The sequence below is a fragment of the Pseudomonas mosselii genome (assembly GCF_003205295.1).
In the GTDB taxonomy this organism is placed as follows: domain Bacteria; phylum Pseudomonadota; class Gammaproteobacteria; order Pseudomonadales; family Pseudomonadaceae; genus Aquipseudomonas; species Aquipseudomonas mosselii_B.
On sequence record NZ_QJRP01000007.1, the window covers coordinates 17,711 to 39,140 of the forward strand.

The following is a 21,430-nucleotide window of genomic DNA, read 5'->3' on the forward strand; positions in this document are numbered from 1 at the left end:
TCAGAAATCCTCCTTCGAAATCTGCCTGAGTCTTACGGTGTTGTCAGACCATTCAGAAAGACGACCCCTTTCTGGCAGAGGAATACTTAATCCAATATTTTGTGCCTTAACTGCGATTTCTCGAGATAACACGCATGAAGTTGGATTTAAGTCTTACTAAACCCAGCGAGCTCATGAGGGCCTTGTGCGAGCGCTTGCGCACCGAGCGGCTCGCTCAACAGATGTCGCAAGCGGAAGTGGCTGCTCGTGCTGGCATCGGCACCAATACTGTGTCCAACCTTGAAACGGGACGAAATGTCGGTTTTGAAAATCTGATCCGAGTGGCGATGGTTCTAGGTCGAAGAAAAGAGCTTGAGGCGCTGTTTTTGCCGAAGGTGGAGTGCATAGCCGACATCGCTCGCTATGAGCTTGGTGCCAAGCGCCAGCGCATCCGGAAGAAATCAGGGCAGGATTGAACAGGGCTGCATGGCAGCCCTTTCAGTGGATCGCAGGGTTCAATCGCCAACCCCATGCAACCGCAACGCCCGCTGCGCACATTCCTTCCAGCTCAGCTTGCGCCGCTCGGGCACCACCACGGGTAACTCCGCCGCCATCACCACCGGCATATCCCGCATTCGTACCCAAGGTTCACTCTGCCAATACAACAGACTCGCCGTATGCCCACCCGGCCAGCACATCCTGCCCAGGCGAGGCAGGTCTTCCAGCGCCGAGTCCTGCCCATCGCGCAGCACCGCCACCACCTCATGGGTCAGCCAGTGCCGCAGGTGGCGGTTTTCCGGAATGTGGTGATGGGCCAGCAGGGTATAGGCACCGGACTCGCTGACCATGGTGGTCTCGCTGTACTGGCCGTAGCGCAGCAGCTGCACGGTGCGATGCTGGTCCGGGTCAAGCTTGCGGATGCAGTGTTCGTCGAAGAAGCGCCCGGTCATCCGACCGAGTTCGTGGGCGCAGAACCAGGCTTGGGATTCGAGCCAGAGGGTGTGGAGAGGACGGTTGTGGCGGGTGAAGAGGGTGGAGTCGTGGAGGTCAGTCATGGCTGGCCTCCCTGGTCCTGAGGGAGTGGAATAGGCGGGACGCATGTGCGAAAGGCCTGCGAACGGTCTCGATAGGCATTTCCTTTACCTCTACGTGATTGCCAGCTTTCTTAGGGCTGGGTGTCGGGAGTTAAGAAAACCCACGTAGAGGCCGGACGTATTTCCCTTTCGGGTCTTGTATTGGTCCACTCCCGACATAACACGTTTTTCGCGCGCAGGATTAGACCACGGGCACAAAAAAACCGCATCTGTCGGGGCGGAACGACCGCTACGTGAGGCGTTTCTTAGGCGCCGACGGCAAATCTAGGTGCCACACTCGATAAGGTCAATAGCTTTCGTGTAGGAGATTTCCGTAAATGGCTAGAGTTTCTAATGCCAAGGTGTAGACAAACGATCAGAAAAAATTCTAGTCTGATGGCTATTTAATGGCTTTGCTTAGGGGTTGTCTATTCAATTTGGTAGAGGTTAAGTGGATTCGAATCATAAGGAGGAGAAGTGGGAATACTATTAAGCGAGTCTATAAGGAAGTGGTTATCAAGAAAGGTGCCAGGTCGTGGTGTTCAGTCATGTTACGACATTCCAGTAATTATTAGTACAGATATAGGACTTCAAAGGAAAAGCAATCAAGACAGAGCAGCAATGCTCAGGCTTGGAGCAGTAAATGGTGGTCGTGGGATTTTGGCTGTTGTACTGGCTGATGGTATGGGAGGGATGCAGGAAGGAGATAAGTGTGCTGAGTTGGCTATAGCAAGCTTCTTTAGCTCGCTGTTAGCATATAGAGATTTCAACCTCCAATCGCGGGTGAAGTTTTCTATATTGGAGGCTAATGATCGAGTTAATCATGCTTTTGAGGGGAGAGGGGGGGCTACCTTAACAGGGTTGATCGTAGATGACGAAGGGAGAGCTTTAATTGTACATGTCGGCGACTCAAGGGCCTATGAGTTTGGTGGCGGAGGCAGAACCAAACGATTGACTACAGATGATTCTCTACAAGAGGCAGTTGGCGGACATGGGCGGGAACTGCTTCAGTTTGCCGGGATGGGGGCAGGGATTTCACCTCACTTAGTAGATGTCTCGTCAGACGCTCAAAGTATTGCGATTACAACTGATGGGGTGCATTACGTCGATTCCAAAACGTTTGACGATATTTTGTACTATTCACCTGACATTAAATCTGCGTCAGAAAGAATCTCCGCTCTGTCACGGTGGTGTGGTAGCCCAGATAACGCCTCATCTGCCCTCATGGATCTGCCTGGGCTTAAGGTTAAGGTCTTAGAGTCGGAACCTGATTCGGTGGAGCTTTGGGATGCTTTTGGGCATGTGTCATTCGCCGAAGTAATAGTTCCAAAGAGCAATCTTGCACTGATTCAGCATGAGCTTGGATTGCATGGAAGGAAGGACGAATCTCTAACGAAGAATGAGAGCCAGCGCACAAAGAAGATTAAGTCTTCTAAGGTGAAAAAGAGAGCTTCTCATGAATTTGAGTTAGATGTAGAGATTAACGGTGGCTCTGCTTCGGAGGGTGGAGATGTTAGTCGCAAATAGGTACGAGGTGTCATCGGGTGGAGCTGCCGGTGGAATGGGGGAGGTAGTACAGTGTTTTGACACTAACCTGCAGCGTCGCGTTGTTATGAAACGGCTCCAGCCAGGGGTGGATACTCGCAGGATTGTTGATGAGCAGATGTCGTTGGCTAAGCTTCGTTCAAAAAACGTGGTGCAGTTATATGATGTTGTTAATTTAAGTGATCGGGGTGTTTCGGAAGTTGGTATTGTATTGGAGTATATAGATGGCAAGGATTTAGAGCCTGGAAGCTACGAAGTAGGTGTAGAGTATTTAAGGGTTTTGTGGCAGATTGCTTCGGGTCTGTCAGATATTCATGATGTTGGGATTATTCATCGAGACATTAAGCCAGAAAATATTCGAATTGATCATGATGGCGTTGTAAAGATTTTTGACTTCGGGCTGTCTCGTTTCGAAGATGAGGCAAAAACGGTTAGTGTTATTGGTACTGCGGCATACATGGCTCCTGAACTATGGGCGCAGAAGCCAATATCTTTCACAAAGGCCGTCGATGTTTATGCATTTGGGGTTCTCTGTGTCTCACTTGTGAATAGAGATTTTTCTCTTGTGAGTAAGCTGAGGAATCGAAGAGAAGATATTGACGGTGTTTCCTGCCATTTGAAAGGTTTGCACGAAGATATATTGCTTATGATTTCAGCATGCCTGAGTAAAGAGCCTGCTGAGAGGCCTGTCATGAGCGAGGTGGCTCGTATGTTGGCGAAGCACCTTTTGAAAAATAAGCATAAGGCTCTAGTTGTGATGAGCGGAAAGGTTCATCAACTTGATGCTGAGAATAAGAAGATTGGTTTGAGAGCTCAGGATGTCGGCGAGATAACTATAGTTTATGATGGCTTTGACTTTAAAGTGGAAGCGACTAGTGGTGCGGTTTATTTGAATAATACCAGGGTTTCTCCTGGGGATTTAGTTCCAGGATGTTGTGTCATTACATTCGGAGCGGCGGGTAAGAGAAGGTTTGTGACATTCGATGTCTCAAATCCGGAGGTTTTGGTATGAGCCATATTGTAGCCCAGCGATATGAGATTTTAAGGCATGTTGGGAAGGGTGGGATGCAAGATGTATTTCTTGCTAAAGACCATTTATTACAGTGTGAAGTTGCGCTTAAAACACCTCAGGCAGGCCAGGTTCTGAGGCGATTCAGTCAAAGTGCAATTATTGCGGCAAAGGTAAATCATCATAATGTCGCAAAAACATTAGATTATTTTGAGGATGAAGGAAAAGCTTACCTGATTGAAGAGTATGTTCCTGGGCGGACGCTTGAAAAGGTAATTGAGGAGTTTGGAGCGGTAGATCCTCATCTCGGGGCACGAGTATTTCTCCATTTGGCAAAGGGTGTTGCCGCATCCCATTACGTAGATGTCATTCATCGTGATTTGAAACCTAGTAATATAATTGTCGGTCCAGGAGTGAATCTTCATCAGCTAAAAATAACAGACTTTGGTATTGCTACTTTTACCAAGGAGGTGTTGGATGAGGCTGCAAAAGATGGTGGTGATCTGACAAATTCAACCTCGGGCACTATTAAAGGGGCGCTGCCTTATATGGCGCCAGAAATGATGTTCCGCTCTCCTGGGGATCATCCAGGGAAAAGTACAGATATCTGGTCACTTGGCGCTTTGATGTTTAGAGTGCTGACTGGAGACTACCCGTTTGGTGTGTATTTAGAGGCGGCTGTAAATGTTAAGACTGGACAGCGTGCCGCTTGGCCAGGCTTTATGACGAGTAATCCTCAGTATAAGATTCTTTCAGAGCAACTGCAGTTGATAGTTGAAAGTTGTTTGCAATCTGACTTAAAGGCACGACCTACTGCCGGGGAGCTTGTAAGGTCGTTATCGGATCTTTGCTTTATTTGTGGCGACCGCTACGAGGGAGAGTTACTTAATCTTATTCAAAATGGGTATAGTGGTTTTGTAATGGGTGGGGATGGGTTGCAATCATTCTTTAGTATGGAAAGTATTTATGGGTTGCAGAAGCCTTCAAATGAGCGGCGGAGGGTTTGCTATTCAAGGTTCCCTGGGTCACCTCATTTCAGAGGGCATCCAATGGTCGTTATGAGATAATGTGGTTTTAACTAATGGCTTTTCGTGTTGCTAAGTTTTGAAGATGAATGGTTTCCGAATATAAAAAGGCTGCCTTGGGCAGCCTTTTTATTCAAATAAGCGTCAATCCCAGCTCAACGCCCCACCAGTCTGATACTCAATCACCCGAGTCTCAAAGAAGTTCTTCTCCTTCTTCAAGTCCATGATCTCACTCATCCAAGGGAACGGGTTAGTCGTCCCCGGATACTCTTCCTTCAGACCAATCTGGGTCAGTCGACGGTTAGCAATGAACTTGAGGTAATCCTCCATCATCGCCGCGTTCATGCCCAGCACGCCGCGTGGCATGGTGTCACGGGCGTATTCGATCTCCAGCTGGGTACCCTGCAGAATCATCTGGGTAGCCTCTTCCTTCATCGCGGCATCCCACAGGTGCGGGTTCTCGATCTTGATCTGGTTGATCACGTCGATGCCAAAGTTCAGGTGCATGGACTCGTCGCGCAGGATGTACTGGAACTGCTCGGCGACGCCGGTCATCTTGTTGCGGCGGCCCATGGACAGGATCTGGGTGAAGCCGCAGTAGAAGAAGATGCCTTCCAGGACGCAGTAGTAGGCGATCAGGTTGCGCAGCAGCTCTTTGTCGGTCTCGACGGTGCCGGTGTTGAACTCCGGGTCCGAGATGGCACGGGTGTACTTCAGGCCCCAGGCGGCTTTTTTCGCGACCGACGGGATCTCGTGGTACATGTTGAAGATCTCGCCTTCATCCATGCCCAGCGACTCGATGCAGTACTGGTAGGCGTGGGTGTGGATCGCCTCTTCGAAGGCCTGGCGCAGGATGTACTGGCGGCACTCCGGGTTGGTGATCAGGCGGTACACGGCCAGGGCCAGGTTGTTGGCAACCAGCGAGTCGGCGGTGGAGAAGAAGCCGAGGTTGCGCATCACGATGCGGCGCTCGTCTTCGGTCAGGCCGTCCATGCTCTTCCACAGGGCGATGTCGGCGGTCATGTTGACCTCTTGCGGCATCCAGTGGTTGGCGCAGCCATCGAGGTACTTCTGCCAGGCCCAGTCGTACTTGAACGGGACCAGCTGGTTGAGGTCGGCGCGGCAATTGATCATGCGCTTTTCATCGACCGCGACACGGGCCGAGGAGCCTTCCAGCTCGGCCAGGCCTTCAGCGATGTCCAGGGCGTCCAGCGCAGCCTTGGCGCGCTTGACGGCGTCGGAGTCGGCGGCGGTGGCGGCACGGGCTTCCAGGGCGGCGGCACCGCCGGCGCTGTCGAGCTTGTCGAGGGTGGTGGCGGCTGCGGCCTGCGCGGGGGTGTTGCCTTTGGCGGCGACTTCACCGTCTTCTTTGTCGAATTCGTCCCAGCTCAGCATGGTCCTGGCTCCTGCTAGAGGGTTGCGCGGGGCAACCGGTTGGATTTTGAAGTGATGCCTGTACGGCGCGACGCCAACGGGCGCTGCGGCAAGCAGTGAGAGCGGGCTCTCGTCACGTTTGAAGGTGTTCGGGTCGGCGCCTGGCCTGCACTCGGGCGAGGGGGCAGGGCACCTGGAAGCTGTACGGCAACGATAAAACCTGCGGTGTGGCCCCGGGGGCTTGCTTCACGCAGTCGATCATTGGCTCATCCCTTTTTGGGGCCGCGAAGTATACCGGAAATCACTTTGGATCGGGGCGGCGCAGGGGGCGCAGGGCGGTAAATTTTCGACCTGCATTACGTGCTTCCGTTCACTGGATACCGGTGGTTCGTCACGGGGTAAGAGTCTAGCCCTAAATGGGACTAGATCCTATATGTAGTGTGATTTTTTTTGTTAGGCGCTACATATGGTGTTTTGATCTTGGTCAGGGCCTAGGGGGTGTATTGCCTGTAGGGGCCCTATCGCGGGGCAAGCCCGCTCCCACGCACCGCTCCCGCAGGGGGATGTCGGGGCGCAAAAAAATGCCGCCTCAGCCACCCGTGAGGGCGATTGAGGCGGCATGTTCAGCTCAGCGCTGCGAAGGCCTTATTGGCAGGCTTCGCAATCCGGCTCGTCGATGGCGCAGGCCTTCGGTACCGGGGCAGGGCCCGCGGCCTGGACCGGGGCGCTGTCGCCGCCGCTCGACACGGCGTTGAGCTTGCCGGTGTTGATGGTCGACTTCTCGGTGCTGGTCGCGGCCAGGGCACGGAGGTAGTAGGTGGTCTTCAGACCACGGTACCAGGCCATGCGGTAGGTCACGTCCAGCTTCTTGCCCGAAGCGCCGGCGATGTACAGGTTCAGCGACTGGGCCTGGTCGATCCACTTCTGGCGACGCGAGGCGGCATCGACGATCCACTTGGTCTCGACTTCGAACGCGGTGGCGTACAGGTCTTTGAGCTCTTGCGGGATACGCTCGATCTGCTGCACGGAACCATCGTAGTACTTCAGGTCGTTGATCATCACCGAGTCCCACAGGCCGCGGGCCTTCAGGTCGCGGACCAGGTACGGGTTGATCACGGTGAATTCGCCCGACAGGTTCGACTTCACGTACAGGTTCTGGTAGGTCGGCTCGATGGACTGCGACACGCCGGTGATGTTGGCGATGGTCGCGGTCGGCGCGATGGCCATGATGTTCGAGTTACGAATACCTTTTTGCACGCGCTCGCGCACCGGTGCCCAGTCCAGGCTTTCGGTCAGGTCGACGTCGATGTACTTCTGGCCACGGGCCTCGATCAGGATCTGCTGGCTGTCCAGCGGCAGGATGCCCTTGGACCACAGCGAACCCTGGAAGGTCTCGTAGGCGCCGCGCTCGTCGGCCAGGTCGCAGGAAGCCTGGATCGCGTAGTAGCTGACCGCTTCCATCGACTTGTCGGCGAACTCGATGGCAGCGTCCGAGCCGTACGGGATGTGCTGCAGGTACAGCGCGTCCTGGAAGCCCATGATCCCCAGGCCGACCGGGCGGTGCTTGAAGTTCGAGTTACGCGCTTGCGGCACCGAGTAGTAGTTGATGTCGATCACGTTGTCGAGCATGCGCACGGCGGTGTTCACGGTGCGTTGCAGCTTGGCGGTGTCCAGCTTGCCATCGACGATGTGGTTCGGCAGGTTGATCGAGCCCAGGTTGCAGACCGCGATCTCGTCCTTGTTGGTGTTCAGGGTGATCTCGGTGCACAGGTTCGAGCTGTGGACCACGCCCACGTGCTGCTGGGGCGAGCGCAGGTTGCACGGGTCCTTGAAGGTCAGCCATGGGTGGCCGGTCTCGAACAGCATCGACAGCATCTTGCGCCACAGGTCTTTGGCCTGGATGGTCTTGAACACCTTGATCTTGTTGTACTCGGTCAGGGCTTCGTAGTACTCGTAGCGCTCTTCGAAGGCCTTGCCGGTCAGGTCGTGCAGATCAGGCACTTCCGATGGCGAGAACAGGGTCCACTTGCCGTCATCGAAGACGCGCTTCATGAACAGGTCAGGGATCCAGTTGGCGGTGTTCATGTCGTGGGTACGACGACGGTCATCACCGGTGTTCTTGCGCAGCTCGATGAATTCTTCGATGTCGAGGTGCCAGGTTTCCAGGTAGGCACACACGGCGCCCTTGCGCTTGCCACCCTGGTTCACGGCGACGGCGGTGTCGTTGACCACTTTCAGGAACGGCACGACGCCTTGCGACTTGCCGTTGGTGCCCTTGATGTACGAGCCCAGGGCGCGCACCGGGGTCCAGTCGTTGCCCAGGCCACCAGCGAATTTCGACAGCATGGCGTTGTCGTGGATCGCGTGGTAGATGCCCGACAGGTCGTCCGGCACGGTGGTCAGGTAGCAGCTGGACAATTGCGGGCGCAGGGTGCCGGCGTTGAACAGGGTCGGGGTCGAGGCCATGTAGTCGAAGGACGACAACAGGTTGTAGAACTCGATCGCACGGGCTTCCTTGTCTTTCTCTTCCAGCGCCAGGCCCATGGCCACGCGCATGAAGAACACCTGCGGCAGCTCGAAGCGCACGCCATCCTTGTGGATGAAGTAGCGGTCGTACAGGGTCTGCAGGCCCAGGTAGGTGAACTGCTGGTCGCGCTCGTGGTTGATCGCCTTGCCCATGCGCTCCAGGTCGTAGCCTTTCAGCGCCGGGTCGAGCAGTTCGAACTCGACGCCTTTCTCGACGTAGGCCGGCAGGGCCTTGGCGTACAGGTCGGCCATCTCGTGGTGGGTGGCGCTGTCGGCCACGCCCAGGAAGCCCAGGCCTTCGGCGCGCAGGGTGTCCATCAGCAGGCGGGCGGTGACGAACGAGTAGTTCGGCTCGCGCTCGACCAGGGTACGGGCGGTCATCACCAGGGCGGTGTTGACGTCCTTCAGGGCCACGCCGTCGTACAGGTTCTTCAGGGTTTCGCGCTGGATCAGGTCGCCATCGACTTCGGCCAGGCCTTCGCAGGCTTCGCTGATGATGGTGTTCAGGCGGGCCATGTCCAGAGGCGCGAGGCTGCCGTCGGCGAGGGTGATGCGGATGCTTGGGTGCGGCTCGACCACGGCTTCGGCGTTGGAGCGGGTAGCACGCTCCTTGGCACGCTGGTCGCGGTAGATCACGTAGTCGCGGGCGACTTTCTGCTCGCCGGCACGCATCAGGGCCAGTTCGACCTGGTCCTGGATTTCTTCGATGTGGATGGTGCCACCCGATGGCATGCGACGCTTGAACGTGGCGGTGACCTGCTCGGTCAGGCGCGCGACGGTGTCGTGGATGCGCGACGAGGCGGCGGCGGTGCCGCCTTCAACTGCGAGGAACGCCTTGGTGATGGCCACGGTGATCTTGTCGTCGGTGTAGGGGACGACAGTGCCGTTGCGCTTGATCACGCGCAGTTGGCCAGGCGCGGTGGCTGCCAGATCCTGATTGGAATCGGCGGCCTGCGGCGCTTTGCCCTGCGGGTTCTCGCGAGTTGTGTCGGTTTGCATGGGTGGGTGTCTCCACAGTTTCTAGTTTGTTCAGGCGCCTTGTTGGGGCGCCCACCGTTCCGTCCACTTGCTCGATGGCCTGGGCGGGGAGGCGTCATGCACGCGCATACGCCCGCTCGGGCTTACCGACTTCGGGACAGACTCAGGAATAAGGGGCAATAACCTGCCGCTCCCTGGCCGAAGTCAAAGGTTCTGGGCGTACCCAAAATCTGTTGCTGATGAGTGGGAGGCACTGCCTGCAACACTCATACCCGAACAAGGCCGTCTGCGGCTTGCCTCGGTCGCCCTCCGCAGGAGCGGTTTGGCTGTTGAAATCACGTTAAGTTCAGTCGGTAAATTCGCTTGAATTTGCCTGGCGACTTGTGTTTGTGATTTTGCGCGAAACCCAACATCTAGTGGTTCGCTGCGATAGGGATACAAGATAATGCGGTCTCGGGGGCTTTGCAAGGTGAGCGCCTGTGGATAACTTGTGGGTACTTTGTGAGTGATCCGTGGGTATTCGCTGTAGCCCTTGTCCCAAGAGGTTTGCACTATTTTTTGCCTGTGCTACGCCATCGCAGAGATTTTTTCGGGCGCGCACCCTATCACAAAAAACGGTTCAGTCGTGGGGCGTTCTGGGTGGTTGGCAGGGGTGGGGGCGGGACGTAGTATCCGGGGCTGATGTTGCGCTTTGGTGAAGGTGTATTTTCGCTGGAATCAAAGGGTTGTACTGGCTTGCCCCGCGATGAGGCCGCTACAGCCAACAGCAAGGCCCGACAAAAACCAGAAGAAGGGTAAGGCCATGGACCAGCCAATCAACCGCATCCTCATCGTCGAGGACGACCAGCGCCTCGCCGAGCTCACTGCCGAGTACCTCCAGGCCAATGGCTTCGAGGTGGCGGTGGAGGGCGATGGCGGCCGTGCCGCCCGGCGCATCATCGACAGTCAGCCGGACCTGGTGATCCTCGACCTGATGCTGCCCGGCGAGGACGGCCTGAGCATCTGCCGCCGGGTGCGTGGCCAGTACGCCGGCCCAATTCTAATGCTCACCGCCCGCAGCGACGAGCTGGACCAGATCCAGGGCCTGGACCTGGGCGCTGATGACTATGTCTGCAAACCGGTGCGCCCGCGCGTGCTGCTGGCGCGCATCAATGCCCTGCTGCGCCGCAGCGAGGCCCCGGAGCGGCGCCAGGAGCTGAGCTTCGGCCCGCTGCATATAGACAGCCGCCAGCGCGAGGCGCGCCTGAGCGGCCAGTTGATCGAGCTGACCGGCGCCGAGTTCGACCTGCTCTGGCTGCTGGCCAGCAACGCCGGGCGGGTGCTGTCCCGCGAGGAGATCTTCACCTCGCTGCGCGGTGTCGGCTACGACGGCCAGGACCGCTCCATCGATGTGCGCATCTCCAAGATCCGCCCCAAGATCGGCGACGACCCGATCAACCCGCGGCTGATCAAGACCCTGCGCAGCAAGGGCTACCTGTTCGTCGGCGAGGCGCCATGAACTCGATCTTCCTGCGCATCTATGGCGGCATGCTCGCGGTGCTGGTGCTGGTGGCCGTACTCGGCGTGCTCAGCCTGCACCTGCTCAACGAAATCCGCGCCGGCCAGCACCGCGAGCGCCTGGCCCAGGGTACCTTCAGCCTGATGGCCGACAACCTGGCGCAACAGAACGCGGTGGAGCGCACCCGTTCGCTGGTGATCTGGGAGCGCCTGCTCGGCGTGCCGCTGGACCTGCAGCCGCTGTCGGCGTTCACCCTCGACGGTGGGCAGCGGGCGCGGCTGTACCGCGACCTGGTGGTGGTGGAGAAGACCGGCCCGCATGCCGCCCGGGTATTGCGTCGGGTCGGCCACGAGGATCTGCTGCTGGTGGCCGAGGTCAAGCAGATCAGTGAGCAGCTGGCCCGTGCCACGCTTTACCTGTTGGCTGACGAGCTGGTGCGCTACCCGGTGACCGAGCAGCAGGCGCGCCTGGCGCAGCTGCGCCAGAGCAAGGGTTTCGGCTTCGACATCGCCTTGCAGCGCATCGAGCGCGCCGCCCTGGACGACGACCAGCGCCGCCGGGTGGAGGAGGGCGACACGGTGATGGCCCTGGGCCGGGACGGCGATTCGATCCGCGTGTTCGCGGGGCTGTCCGGCTCGCCCTGGGTGCTGGAGATCGGCCCGCTGTATCAGCTCAACCCGTATCCACCGCAGTTGCTGATCCTGATCGCCTTCCTCGGCCTGTGCCTGATCGGCCTGGTGGTCTACCTGCTGGTGCGCCAGTTGGAACGGCGTGTGTCGGGCCTGGAGGTGGCGGCCACGCGCATTGCCCAGGGCAGCCTCGATACCCGCGTGCCGGCCGGCGACGCCGACTCGGTGGGGCGCCTGGCCGAGGCCTTCAACGGCATGGCCGAACACCTGCAGCGTTCATTGACCATGCAGCGCGAGCTGGTGCGGGCGGTGTCCCACGAATTGCGCACGCCGGTGGCCCGGCTGCGCTTCGGCCTGGAGATGATCGAGAGCGCCAGCACCGATGAAGCGCGGGCTAAGCACCTGGCCGGCATGGACGGTGATATCCAGGACCTGGACAAGCTGGTCGACGAGATGCTGACCTACGCCCGCCTGGAGCAGGGCGCGCCGGCCCTGCATTTCCAGGTGGTGGACCTGGACGAGCTGCTGGCGCGGGTGATCGAGGAGCTGGCGCCGCTACGGGCCGAGGTGCGGGTGGTGCGTGGGGTGTGCCACGGGCTCGACGGCGGCGACGCCCGGGTCGAGGCCGAGCCGCGCTATCTGCACCGGGCCCTGCAGAACCTGGTGCGCAATGCCATGCGCCATGCTGAATCGGAAGTGCGCCTGAGCTACCAGATCGGCCAGCAGCGTTGCCGCATCGACGTGGAGGATGACGGCCCCGGGATTCCCGAAGGCGTGTGGCACCGTATCTTCACCCCGTTCACCCGCCTCGACGACAGCCGCACCCGGGCTTCGGGCGGGCATGGGCTGGGGTTGTCGATCGTGCGGCGGATCATCTACTGGCACGGCGGCCGCGCCCTGGTCGGGCACAGCGAGCAGTTGGGTGGGGCGTGTTTCAGCCTGAGCTGGCCGCGTGAGCAGCCGAGGGTTTAGACGCTGATCATGCTCAGCAGATGGCCGTCTTGCAGGCAGAACTGGCCATCGAGCTCGACGCCATGGTGCCACTCGGCCGATAGGTCGGTGAGCAGGCGCAGGCGGGCATGGCCGTCGGCGGACCAGGTCAGCAGCTCGGCGTGTTCGAAATAGAAGCGCTGTTTGGTGATCGGGTAGAGGGTCTTGAACAGGCTTTCCTTGAGCGAGAAGGTCAAGGTCACGGCCAGGGCTTGCTGGCTGCGGTCCAGGCGCTCCAGCTCGGCGGGGGTGAGGATTTCCCCGGCCAGGCGTTCGGCGCGCTCTTCGCTGAGCAAGGTTTCCTGGTCCAGCCCCAGGCCACGGCATTGGCCGTCGGCCGCGACCACGGCGGCGGCCCAGCCTTGGCCGTGGGTGATCGAGCCGTGGATGCTGGCGGGCCAGATCGGCGAGCGGTCTTCATGAGGTGCGGGAACGTAGCTGCGACCGTCTAGAATCCGCAGCGCCTCGCGGGCGCAGACCCGGCCGGCCAGGTACTCGGCCTGGCGCTTGGCCACCGAGCGTTGCAGGCTGGCGGTCTGCTCGATGCCGGCGCGCTGGAAGTCGTCGGCGGCCAGGCGGGCCGGGTCGAAGGCGCAACTGACCAGCACCGCGCCGGGGACCGGGCGGGGCAGGGGCCAGTGGTGCTGGAGCGGGGCGCAGCAGGTAGGGAGTCTGTTCATGGTCGGTATTGTGCCAGTCGCGATAGCTGGCGCAAATCACCGGAGCGTCATCGCGGGGCAAGCCCGCTCCCACGCCGGAAAACAACGCCATTCGTGGGAGCGGGCTTGCCCCGCGATGAGGCCTTCAGTCAAACGCCGTCTTCAAGAACGCCTGCATATCCTTCCAAGAGCTCTCGTCAGCCGCCTTGTCATACCCGATATCCGGCCCGCCATGCCCCCCATGCCCCAACCGATCCGCGTCCGGGTTGGTAAACCCATGCTTGGCCCCCGGAATCCCGACGAACTTGTAGTCGGCCTTGGCCGCATCCATCTCCGCCTTGAACGCCGCCACCTGCTCCGGGGTAACCATGCTGTCGGCCTCACCGTGCTCCACCAGGATCTTCGCCCTGATCACCCCGGGCTTGGCCGGTGTCTGGGTCACCAGCGCGCCATGGAAGCTCACCACGCCATCGAGCTTCACGCCCCGGCGCGCCGCATCCAGCACCACCTTGCCGCCAAAGCAGTAGCCGATGGCCGCCAGCTGGTGCTTGTTGGTGTTGGGCTGGATCTTCAATAGCTCAAGCCCGGCGTCGAAGCGCCGGGCAGCGGCTTTCGGATCCTTCATCGCCGCCGCCATGAACGCCTGGGCGTCGGCCGGGTGCTCGGTGTTCTTGCCGTCGCCGTACATGTCGATGGCCAGGGCGTTGTAGCCCAGCGCGGCGAGGTCGCGGGCGCGGCGCTTGGCATAGTCGTTCAGCCCCCACCATTCATGCACCACCACCACGCCCGGGCGCTTGCCCTCGAGGGCGTCGTCGTAGGCGTAGTAGCCGATTAGCGCGGTGCCGTCGGCATCCTGATAGCGAATCTCGCGGGTCTGCACCGCCGCCTGGGCAAGGCTGGCGCTGCACAACAAGGCCAGGGCAAGCAGGGTACGCATGGTCGAGCTCCTTCTTCGGTTCGTTCAGCCAAGGTTCAGGCCGGGTTCAGCAGGGGTTCAGGGCGCCCTCCCTACTCTAGCCCCCAGACAGCAACAACGCATCCAACCCGGAGTACCTGAACCATGAAAACCCTCAACACCCTGATCGCCGCCATGGCAGTTTGCGCCGCCGGCCTCACCAGCGTTGCCCAGGCCGATGACAACTTCGCCAGCCTGACCTACGGCCAGACCAGCGACAAAGTGCGCAAGTCCGGCCTGCTGCAAAGCAACACCGACGGCCTGAACGCCGACGGCATCATCGGCAAGGACAGCACTTGGGGCGCGCGCCTGGGCAAGATCAACGACCAGGGCCGCTACTACCTGACCTACGACAACGTCTCGGGCGACCACAGCGGCGTCAAGCTGCGCCAGGAGAACCTGCTGGGCAGCTACGACCTGTTCCTGCCGGTGGGCGATACCACCAAGCTGTTCGGCGGCGGCAGCCTGGGCATGACCAAGCTGACCCAGGATTCGCCGGGCGCCCGCCGCGACACCGACTACGGCTACGCCGTCGGCCTGCAGGCCGGTGTGATCCAGGAAGTGACCGACAACACCTCGGTGGAGCTGGGCTACCGTTACCTGCGCAGCAACGCCGCCACCGAGATCGGCACCCACGGCGGGCCGAAGGACGGTACCCTGCGCCTGACCAGCAGCGCGCAGACCTACCTGGCGGCTACCTACAAGTTCTGAGGTCGCTGTTATCCTGTGCCGGCCTCTTCGCGAGTAAACCTGCTCCCACAGGTGGTGCACAACCCTGTGGGAGCGGGTTTACCCGCGAAGAGGCCGGCACAGGGCATTCCCATTGAAAGGAGATCCACATGAAATTGCTGGTGGTCGAGGACGAGGCGCTGCTGCGTCATCACCTGTTCACCCGCCTCGGCGAGGGCGGCCATGTGGTGCAGGCGGTGGCCAACGCGGAAGAGGCCTTGTACCAGGCCGAGCAGTACAACCACGACCTGGCGGTGATCGACCTGGGCCTGCCGGGCATGAGCGGGCTGGACCTGATCCGCCAGTTGCGCAGCCTCGGCCAGACCTTCCCGATCCTCATCCTGACCGCCCGCGGCAACTGGCAGGACAAGGTCGAGGGCCTGGCTGCCGGCGCCGACGACTACGTGGTCAAGCCGTTCCAGTTCGAGGAGCTGGAGGCCCGCCTGAACGCCTTGCTGCGCCGCTCCAGCGGTTTCACCCAGTCGACCATCGCCGCCGGGCCCCTGGTGCTCGACCTCAACCGCAAGCAGGCGACCCTGGACGAGCAACCGCTGGCGCTGACCGCCTACGAATACCGCATCCTCGAGTACCTCATGCGTCATCACCAGCAAGTGGTGGCCAAGGACCGCCTGATGGAGCAGCTGTACCCCGACGACGAGGAGCGCGACCCGAACGTCATCGAGGTGCTGGTCGGCCGCCTGCGCCGCAAGCTCGAGGGCGACAACGGCTTCAAGCCGATCGACACCGTGCGCGGCCTGGGCTACCTGTTCACCGAGCGCTGCCGATGATCCGTTCGCTGCGGGTGCGGCTGATGCTGGCGGCGGCCTTGCTGGCGCTGCTGTTCATGCTGGCGCTGCTGCCGGCCTTGCAGAAGGCCTTCAGCCTGGCGTTGCAGGAGTCGATCGAGCAGCGCCTGGCCTCGGACGTGACCACCCTGATCTCGGCCGCGCGCATCGAGCGCGGCCAGTTGCAGATGCCGGCGCTGCTGCCGGACGAACGCTACAACCTGCCCTACACCGGCCTGCTGGGCTACATCTTCGACCGCCAGGGCACGCTGGTCTGGCAGTCGCGGGCTACGCGCAACCGCAATATCAACTACCACCCCCGCTATGACGGGCGCGGCAATGAGTTCGCCCGTATTCACCAGGACGACGGCGATGAGTTCTTCGTCTACGACGTCGAGGTCAAGCTACTAGGCGGCAAGAGCGCGGCGTTCAGCATCGTCGCCCTGCAGCCGGTGCGCGAATACCAGGACACCCTCAATGGCCTGCGCGAGAAGCTCTACCTGGGCTTCGGCGCGGCGCTGCTGGCGCTGATGGTGCTGCTCTGGGCCGGCCTGACCTGGGGCCTGCGCTCATTGCGCCGGCTCAGCTCCGAGCTGGACGACGTGGAAAGCGGGGCGCGGGACGGGCTCAGCCGCGAGCACCCGCGCGAGCTGCTGCGCCTGACCGGCTCGCTCAACCGCCTGCTGCGCAGCGAGCGCGAGCAGCGCCAGCGCTACCGCGACTCGCTCGACGACCTGGCTCATAGCCTGAAGACCCCGCTGGCGGTGCTGCAGGGCGTGGGCGAGAGCATGGAGCAGGGCGACCGCGAGCAGGCGCGGGTGCTGCAGAGCCAGATCGAGCGCATGAGCCAGCAGATCGACTACCAGTTGCAGCGTGCGAGCCTGCGCAAGAGTGGTTTGGTAAAGCACCAGGTCGAGCTCAAGCCGTTGCTCGACAGCCTGTGCAGCACCTTGGCCAAGGTCTATCGCGACAAACGCGTCGAAGTCAGCATTAATCTCCCGGCTGATGCGCGAGTGCCGATGGAGCAGGGCGCCTTGCTTGAACTGCTCGGCAACCTGCTGGAGAACGCCTACCGGTTGTGCCTGGGGCAGGTGCGGGTCAGCCTGCGCGAAGCGCCGGGGCAACTGGAACTGTGGATCGAGGACGATGGCCCGGGCGTGCCGCCCGACCAGCGTGAGCGCATTCTCGAACGCGGTGAGCGGCTGGACCGTCAGCATCCCGGGCAGGGGATCGGCCTGGCGGTGGTCAAGGACATCATCGACAGCTATGACGCCGAGTTGAGCCTGGGCGACTCCGAATTGGGCGGGGCTGCGTTCCGCATCGCTTTCCGGCTCGATTGAAATCGCGCAAAACTTGTAGGAGCGGCTTTAGCCGCGATCACCGGCACAGCCAGTGCCATGCACCGCGTTGCTTGCTTCGCGGCTAAAGCCGCTCCTACAGGAAATGCCATGCGCGCTGGGCGGAAATCCGCCAAACCGCCCTGTACGATTTCCGCCATCGGGCGGAAACCCGCCATTTCCTACCGGCTTTTGCGCCCCGTCCCGGGGCATTCACACCCTGTAATCATTGGCTGTGCACCTCAAGCGGGCACTTTGGCATCGCCCTTGCTATTCAGCTGGCAGAGGCCTGCCCAGGCACTCGCCCACAACGACAAATCCCTCCGGGTACAGGAGGGTTCGCGATTCAGGTGCCCCGACATCCTGGGAAGGATGCGCCGGCCCACTTGAGGAAAAACTAGCCATGACGACTCGTCAGCCGCTGTACAAATCGCTGTATGTCCAGGTGATCGTCGCCATCACCATCGGTATCCTGCTCGGCCACTACTACCCGGAAACCGGCGTAGCCCTCAAACCCCTGGGTGACGGCTTCGTCAAGCTGATCAAGATGGTCATCGCCCCGATCATCTTCTGCACCGTGGTCAGTGGCATCGCCGGCATGCAGAGCATGAAGTCGGTCGGCAAGACCGGCGGTTACGCGCTGCTGTACTTCGAGATCGTCTCCACCATCGCCCTGATCATCGGCCTGGTCGTGGTCAACGTGGTCCAGCCTGGCGCCGGCATGCACGTCGACGTCAGCACCCTGAACGCCAGCAGCGTGGCCGCCTACGCCGCCGCCGGCGCGCAGCAGACCACCGTGGGCTTCCTGCTCAATGTCATTCCCAACACCGTGGTCGGCGCCTTCGCCAACGGCGACATCCTGCAAGTGCTGATGTTCTCGGTGCTGTTCGGCTTCGCCCTGCACCGCCTGGGCAGCTACGGCAAGCCGGTGCTCGACCTGATCGATCGCTTCGCCCATGTCATGTTCAACATCATCAACATGATCATGAAGCTGGCCCCGATCGGCGCCTTCGGTGCCATGGCCTTCACCATCGGCCAGTACGGCGTGGGTTCGCTGGTGCAACTGGGCTACCTGATGGCCTGCTTCTACATCACCTGCGTGCTGTTCATCCTGGTGGTGCTGGGCGGCATCTGCCGCGCCCACGGCTTCAGCGTGATCAAGCTGATCCGCTACATCCGTGAAGAGCTGCTGATCGTGCTGGGCACCTCGTCCTCCGAGTCGGCCCTGCCGCGCATGCTGGCCAAGATGGAGCGCCTGGGCGCGAAGAAATCGGTGGTCGGCCTGGTGATCCCGACCGGCTACTCGTTCAACCTGGACGGCACCTCGATCTACCTGACCATGGCCGCGGTGTTCATCGCCCAGGCCACCGACACCACCATGGACATCACCCACCAGATCACCCTGCTGCTGGTGCTGCTGGTAGCGTCCAAAGGTGCTGCGGGCGTCACCGGTTCCGGCTTCATCGTGCTGGCCGCGACCCTGTCGGCCGTTGGCCACCTGCCGGTGGCGGGCCTGGCGCTGATCCTGGGTATCGACCGCTTCATGTCCGAAGCCCGCGCGCTGACCAACCTGATCGGCAACGCCGTGGCCACCGTGGTCGTGGCCAAGTGGGTCAAGGAGCTGGACACCGACACCCTGCAGGCGGAACTGGCGTCCGGCGGCTCGCCGCTGATCGACACCCGTCCGACCGACGACCTGGGCGTGGCCGAAGGCCCGGCGCGTTGATCGCGATGTGAAATGAAGAAGGCGACCCTCGGGTCGCCTTTTTTGTGCCACTAGCAGAATGCCCGGGATAGTACGCCTACCCCTGTGGGAGCGGCCTTGCCGAGGCGTCGAACCGGTCGGAAAGGGGCGCGCAGCGGCCCCAGATTCCGAGTCACCATCAAAATTGCTGGGGCTGCTGCGCAGCCCTTTCGCGACGCAAGGCCGCTCCCACAGAGATAGCAGTTCCCTGCGCGACAGCGCAGCCCCAAAGGGCTGGGTGATCTCCTACAGGGACGTGTCCGGCATCTACTCGACCCGGGTCTCGCCGCTGTACACCAATATCTCCCGACACCGCCGGCACAGGTACCGCCGCCCCTGGCGCACCAGCTTGTGCCGCTGGGCGGTGAACGGGAAATCACTCTCCGGGCACGGACAGCGGTAGATGTAGCGCGTCGCCACCCGCCGCTGCACCTCATAGTTGTGGCAACGGTTCGGCGGCAGCTCGTACACCCCGCGCATGATCAGTTGCCACTCCTCGCCATGGGCCTGGATGCGCTCGCCGAACAACTGGTGGGCAACCAGATGGGCGACCTCGTGGGCCACGGTCTGGCGCAGGAAGTCTTCCTGGTTCTCGCGGTACAGCTGCAGGTTGAAACGCAGCAGGTTCTCGTGCAGGTGGGCAACACCGGCCTTCTGGCCGCGCAGCTTGAAGCTGACTTGCGGGCGCGGAAAAGGGCGTTTGAAGAAGGTTTCGGCTTGCTGGTAACAGGTTTCGACGCGTTGTCTGAGCAGCTCGGGCATGGCGGGGCAGTTCTCCTGACCGGGCATTATGCCGCAGGCAATGGCCGGCTGCCGAGCCGCCGGTCAGGCACACGAAACGAAGCCGCCTTGCGGCGGCCTCGGGTGATGCCCCAGTGTTGGTTGGATCTGATAGGTATGCGTTCAGTTGGTGTAGACGGGCCCCACGCCCAGTCCCCAGATGATCACGGTCGCGGCCATGATCGCCACCAGTACCACCAGGCCCACCGCCAGCACGGAGCTTGAGAACAGGAAGCCTTCATCCGACGGTATGTTCATGAACGTCGGCAAGCCGACATACAGCAGGTACACGGTGTAGCAGATGGCCGCCGTGCCGATCAGCATGCCTAGCCACAGGTGCGGGTACAGCGCCGCGAGGCCGCCGATGAACAGCGGGGTGGCGGTGTAGGTGGCGAAGGCGATGCACTGCGCCATGCTCGGGTTGGCGTCGTAGGTGCGCGCCATCCAGTGGATGAAGGCGCCCATCACCGCGACCCCGGCGAGCATCGCCAGGTAGGACATGATGCTCATCCACAGCGCGCTTTCCATGGTCAGCATCACCGCTGGCCGCTCGCCGATCACCCAGCCGACCTGGGTGGTGCCGATGAACGCCGAGACGGCGGGGATCGCCGCCAGGATCAGCGTGTGCGTCAGGTACATGTGGCTGATGCTTTCGTCCTCGCCACGGATCTCCCGCCACTCCTGGTCAGGGTGGGTGAACAGCCCAACAACGTGATGAATCATACGGGTCACTCCTATCGTCGTTGCCAAACGCCCCCCGGATGGAGCGCCTATGGCCCGAGGCCAGGACACCAAGTGCTGCGCCAATGTGGCCTTATGTCGCAGTATAGGAAGCCGTTCCCCGCATAAAACCGGGTTTTTAGAGCAAATTGCGCTGTCAGGCCCGGTGCTGATTCCCTTGAAGTCTTTATCGGATTCACCTACTGCGCCGTGCGGTTTGTGCGTAAAATAGTCGGCTTTTGTCACACCTCGCGGATCCAAGCGCTATGGGCACCCTCTCGGTCAACCAGAACAAACTGCAAAAACGCCTGCGTCGTCTCGCCGGCGAAGCCATCACCGACTACAACATGATCGAGGATGGCGACAAGGTCATGGTCTGCCTGTCCGGCGGCAAGGACAGCTACACCATGCTCGACGTTCTGTTGCACCTGCAGAAGGTGGCACCGATCAAGTTCGACATCGTCGCGGTGAACATGGACCAGAAGCAGCCGGGCTTCCCCGAGCACGTGCTGCCGGCTTATCTGAAAGAGCTGGGCGTCGAGTACCACATCGTCGAGAAGGACACCTACTCGGTGGTCAAGGAGCTGGTACCCGAGGGCAAGACCACCTGCTCGCTGTGCTCGCGCCTGCGTCGCGGCACCCTGTACACCTTCGCCGACGAGATCGGCGCGACCAAGATGGCCCTGGGGCATCACCGCGACGACATCGTCGAGACCTTCTTCCTCAACATGTTCTTCAACGGCGCGCTCAAGGGCATGCCGCCGAAGCTGCGTGCCGACGATGGCCGCAACGTGGTGATCCGCCCGCTGGCCTACTGCAGCGAGAAGGACATCCAGGCCTATTCGGACATGAAGGAATTCCCGATCATCCCGTGCAACCTGTGCGGCTCGCAGGAGAACCTGCAGCGCCAGGTGGTCAAGGACATGCTGGTGGAGTGGGAGCGCAAGCACCCGGGCCGTACCGAGAGCATCTTCCGCGCCCTGCAGAACGTCGCGCCGTCGCAGCTGGCCGACCGCAACCTGTTCGACTTCACCAGCCTGAAGATCGACGAGAGCGCCACCCCGCGTTTCCTCGACGTGCTGAACATCTGAACCC

At 60.8% G+C, this 21,430-nt stretch carries 18 protein-coding genes; 11 read left to right on the plus strand and 7 right to left on the minus strand.

What is annotated here, in order from left to right; genetic code table 11:
• The first annotated feature begins 134 nt into the window (after nucleotides 1-134).
• Entirely contained in the window at nucleotides 135-455 is a 321-nt protein-coding gene (locus tag DMX06_RS09065) for a helix-turn-helix domain-containing protein (protein WP_069017428.1), read from the plus strand.
• Nucleotides 456-494: 39 nt separating this feature from the next.
• On the opposite strand, the gene DMX06_RS09070 is transcribed toward DMX06_RS09065, so the two are convergent.
• On the minus strand, nucleotides 495-1,034 hold the full coding sequence (locus DMX06_RS09070) for a BRO-N domain-containing protein (RefSeq protein WP_110736342.1): 540 nt from the start codon (nucleotides 1,032-1,034) through the stop codon (nucleotides 495-497).
• A gap of 495 nt (nucleotides 1,035-1,529) precedes the next feature.
• On the opposite strand from DMX06_RS09070, the gene DMX06_RS09075 reads away from it, so the two are divergent.
• Genes DMX06_RS09075 through DMX06_RS09085 form a run of 3 tightly spaced genes read left to right on the plus strand, consistent with a single transcriptional unit; the run spans nucleotide 1,530 to nucleotide 4,673 of the window.
• A complete protein-coding gene (locus tag DMX06_RS09075; RefSeq protein ID WP_146232192.1) occupies nucleotides 1,530-2,579 on the plus strand; it encodes a PP2C family protein-serine/threonine phosphatase in 1,050 nt (349 codons plus the stop codon).
• Nucleotides 2,563-3,609: a serine/threonine-protein kinase gene (locus DMX06_RS09080; RefSeq protein ID WP_110736346.1), complete on the plus strand. Its 1,047-nt coding sequence runs from the start codon at nucleotides 2,563-2,565 to the stop codon at nucleotides 3,607-3,609. Before DMX06_RS09075 ends, DMX06_RS09080 begins: the two co-directional genes overlap by 17 nt.
• The gene (locus DMX06_RS09085; protein WP_110736349.1) at nucleotides 3,606-4,673 is read left to right on the plus strand and encodes a serine/threonine-protein kinase; all 1,068 of its coding nucleotides are present in this window, start codon (nucleotides 3,606-3,608) and stop codon (nucleotides 4,671-4,673) included. The genes DMX06_RS09080 and DMX06_RS09085 overlap by 4 nt, the downstream gene beginning before the upstream one ends.
• Before the next feature lie 102 nt (nucleotides 4,674-4,775).
• Here the strand turns inward: DMX06_RS09085 and DMX06_RS09090 are convergent, their stop codons facing one another.
• Together DMX06_RS09090 and DMX06_RS09095 are read right to left on the minus strand one after the other, a co-directional pair.
• On the minus strand, nucleotides 4,776-6,026 hold the full coding sequence (locus DMX06_RS09090) for a ribonucleotide-diphosphate reductase subunit beta (RefSeq protein WP_050704266.1): 1,251 nt from the start codon (nucleotides 6,024-6,026) through the stop codon (nucleotides 4,776-4,778).
• A 624-nt stretch (nucleotides 6,027-6,650) separates the two neighbouring features.
• Complete coding sequence (locus tag DMX06_RS09095; protein ID WP_110736351.1) at nucleotides 6,651-9,530, minus strand: ribonucleoside-diphosphate reductase subunit alpha; 2,880 nt, start codon at nucleotides 9,528-9,530, stop codon at nucleotides 6,651-6,653.
• A 781-nt stretch (nucleotides 9,531-10,311) separates the two neighbouring features.
• On the opposite strand from DMX06_RS09095, the gene DMX06_RS09105 reads away from it, so the two are divergent.
• Nucleotides 10,312-11,007, plus strand: a complete 696-nt coding sequence (locus DMX06_RS09105) for a response regulator (protein ID WP_110736352.1) — start codon at nucleotides 10,312-10,314, stop codon at nucleotides 11,005-11,007.
• The gene (locus tag DMX06_RS09110) at nucleotides 11,004-12,608 is read left to right on the plus strand and encodes an ATP-binding protein (protein ID WP_110736354.1); all 1,605 of its coding nucleotides are present in this window, start codon (nucleotides 11,004-11,006) and stop codon (nucleotides 12,606-12,608) included. The genes DMX06_RS09105 and DMX06_RS09110 overlap by 4 nt, the downstream gene beginning before the upstream one ends.
• Here DMX06_RS09110 and DMX06_RS09115 read toward each other — a convergent pair.
• Together DMX06_RS09115 and DMX06_RS09120 are read right to left on the minus strand one after the other, a co-directional pair.
• Complete coding sequence (locus tag DMX06_RS09115) at nucleotides 12,605-13,306, minus strand: 4'-phosphopantetheinyl transferase family protein (RefSeq protein WP_110736356.1); 702 nt, start codon at nucleotides 13,304-13,306, stop codon at nucleotides 12,605-12,607. The two genes, DMX06_RS09110 and DMX06_RS09115, sit on opposite strands and share 4 nt — an antisense overlap.
• Before the next feature lie 124 nt (nucleotides 13,307-13,430).
• Nucleotides 13,431-14,222 carry a dienelactone hydrolase family protein gene (locus tag DMX06_RS09120; RefSeq protein ID WP_110736358.1) on the minus strand — a complete coding sequence of 264 codons (792 nt, stop codon included), beginning with the start codon at nucleotides 14,220-14,222 and terminating at the stop codon, nucleotides 13,431-13,433.
• Nucleotides 14,223-14,345: 123 nt separating this feature from the next.
• Between DMX06_RS09120 and DMX06_RS09125 the strand changes: the two genes are divergently transcribed.
• From DMX06_RS09125 to DMX06_RS09145, 4 genes are all read left to right on the plus strand, one after another.
• Nucleotides 14,346-14,951 carry an outer membrane protein gene (locus tag DMX06_RS09125; protein ID WP_110736359.1) on the plus strand — a complete coding sequence of 202 codons (606 nt, stop codon included), beginning with the start codon at nucleotides 14,346-14,348 and terminating at the stop codon, nucleotides 14,949-14,951.
• A 128-nt stretch (nucleotides 14,952-15,079) separates the two neighbouring features.
• On the plus strand, nucleotides 15,080-15,757 hold the full coding sequence (locus tag DMX06_RS09130; RefSeq protein WP_028690933.1) for a response regulator: 678 nt from the start codon (nucleotides 15,080-15,082) through the stop codon (nucleotides 15,755-15,757).
• Nucleotides 15,754-17,094, plus strand: coding sequence for an ATP-binding protein (locus tag DMX06_RS09135; protein ID WP_110736360.1), 1,341 nt, complete (start codon nucleotides 15,754-15,756; stop codon nucleotides 17,092-17,094). The genes DMX06_RS09130 and DMX06_RS09135 overlap by 4 nt, the downstream gene beginning before the upstream one ends.
• Before the next feature lie 400 nt (nucleotides 17,095-17,494).
• Entirely contained in the window at nucleotides 17,495-18,817 is a 1,323-nt protein-coding gene (locus DMX06_RS09145) for a dicarboxylate/amino acid:cation symporter (RefSeq protein WP_110736363.1), read from the plus strand.
• A 285-nt stretch (nucleotides 18,818-19,102) separates the two neighbouring features.
• Here DMX06_RS09145 and DMX06_RS09150 read toward each other — a convergent pair whose 3' ends face one another.
• Both DMX06_RS09150 and DMX06_RS09155 read right to left on the minus strand, forming a co-directional pair.
• The gene (locus DMX06_RS09150) at nucleotides 19,103-19,597 is read right to left on the minus strand and encodes a SprT family zinc-dependent metalloprotease (RefSeq protein ID WP_096048527.1); all 495 of its coding nucleotides are present in this window, start codon (nucleotides 19,595-19,597) and stop codon (nucleotides 19,103-19,105) included.
• 141 nt (nucleotides 19,598-19,738) lie between these two features.
• A complete protein-coding gene (locus DMX06_RS09155; RefSeq protein WP_023630778.1) occupies nucleotides 19,739-20,338 on the minus strand; it encodes a Yip1 family protein in 600 nt (199 codons plus the stop codon).
• A gap of 263 nt (nucleotides 20,339-20,601) precedes the next feature.
• On the opposite strand from DMX06_RS09155, the gene ttcA reads away from it, so the two are divergent.
• The gene (gene ttcA, locus DMX06_RS09160) at nucleotides 20,602-21,426 is read left to right on the plus strand and encodes a tRNA 2-thiocytidine(32) synthetase TtcA (RefSeq protein WP_011532643.1); all 825 of its coding nucleotides are present in this window, start codon (nucleotides 20,602-20,604) and stop codon (nucleotides 21,424-21,426) included.
• Nucleotides 21,427-21,430 lie beyond the last annotated feature (4 nt).

Excerpts from the sequence above, each read along its gene's own strand:
- DMX06_RS09155 (WP_023630778.1), bottom strand. The coding sequence starts at position 20,338 with ATGATTCATCACGTTGTTGGGCTGTTCACCCACCCTGACCAGGAGTGG.
- DMX06_RS09130 (WP_028690933.1), top strand. The coding sequence starts at position 15,080 with ATGAAATTGCTGGTGGTCGAGGACGAGGCGCTGCTGCGTCATCACCTG.
- DMX06_RS09105 (WP_110736352.1), top strand. The coding sequence starts at position 10,312 with ATGGACCAGCCAATCAACCGCATCCTCATCGTCGAGGACGACCAGCGC.
- ttcA (WP_011532643.1), top strand. The coding sequence starts at position 20,602 with ATGGGCACCCTCTCGGTCAACCAGAACAAACTGCAAAAACGCCTGCGT.
- DMX06_RS09070 (WP_110736342.1), bottom strand. The coding sequence starts at position 1,034 with ATGACTGACCTCCACGACTCCACCCTCTTCACCCGCCACAACCGTCCT.
- DMX06_RS09135 (WP_110736360.1), top strand. The coding sequence starts at position 15,754 with ATGATCCGTTCGCTGCGGGTGCGGCTGATGCTGGCGGCGGCCTTGCTG.
- DMX06_RS09090 (WP_050704266.1), bottom strand. The coding sequence starts at position 6,026 with ATGCTGAGCTGGGACGAATTCGACAAAGAAGACGGTGAAGTCGCCGCC.
- DMX06_RS09145 (WP_110736363.1), top strand. The coding sequence starts at position 17,495 with ATGACGACTCGTCAGCCGCTGTACAAATCGCTGTATGTCCAGGTGATC.
- DMX06_RS09110 (WP_110736354.1), top strand. The coding sequence starts at position 11,004 with ATGAACTCGATCTTCCTGCGCATCTATGGCGGCATGCTCGCGGTGCTG.
- DMX06_RS09120 (WP_110736358.1), bottom strand. The coding sequence starts at position 14,222 with ATGCGTACCCTGCTTGCCCTGGCCTTGTTGTGCAGCGCCAGCCTTGCC.
- DMX06_RS09080 (WP_110736346.1), top strand. The coding sequence starts at position 2,563 with ATGTTAGTCGCAAATAGGTACGAGGTGTCATCGGGTGGAGCTGCCGGT.
- DMX06_RS09150 (WP_096048527.1), bottom strand. The coding sequence starts at position 19,597 with ATGCCCGAGCTGCTCAGACAACGCGTCGAAACCTGTTACCAGCAAGCC.
- DMX06_RS09095 (WP_110736351.1), bottom strand. The coding sequence starts at position 9,530 with ATGCAAACCGACACAACTCGCGAGAACCCGCAGGGCAAAGCGCCGCAG.
- DMX06_RS09085 (WP_110736349.1), top strand. The coding sequence starts at position 3,606 with ATGAGCCATATTGTAGCCCAGCGATATGAGATTTTAAGGCATGTTGGG.
- DMX06_RS09125 (WP_110736359.1), top strand. The coding sequence starts at position 14,346 with ATGAAAACCCTCAACACCCTGATCGCCGCCATGGCAGTTTGCGCCGCC.
- DMX06_RS09115 (WP_110736356.1), bottom strand. The coding sequence starts at position 13,306 with ATGAACAGACTCCCTACCTGCTGCGCCCCGCTCCAGCACCACTGGCCC.
- DMX06_RS09065 (WP_069017428.1), top strand. The coding sequence starts at position 135 with ATGAAGTTGGATTTAAGTCTTACTAAACCCAGCGAGCTCATGAGGGCC.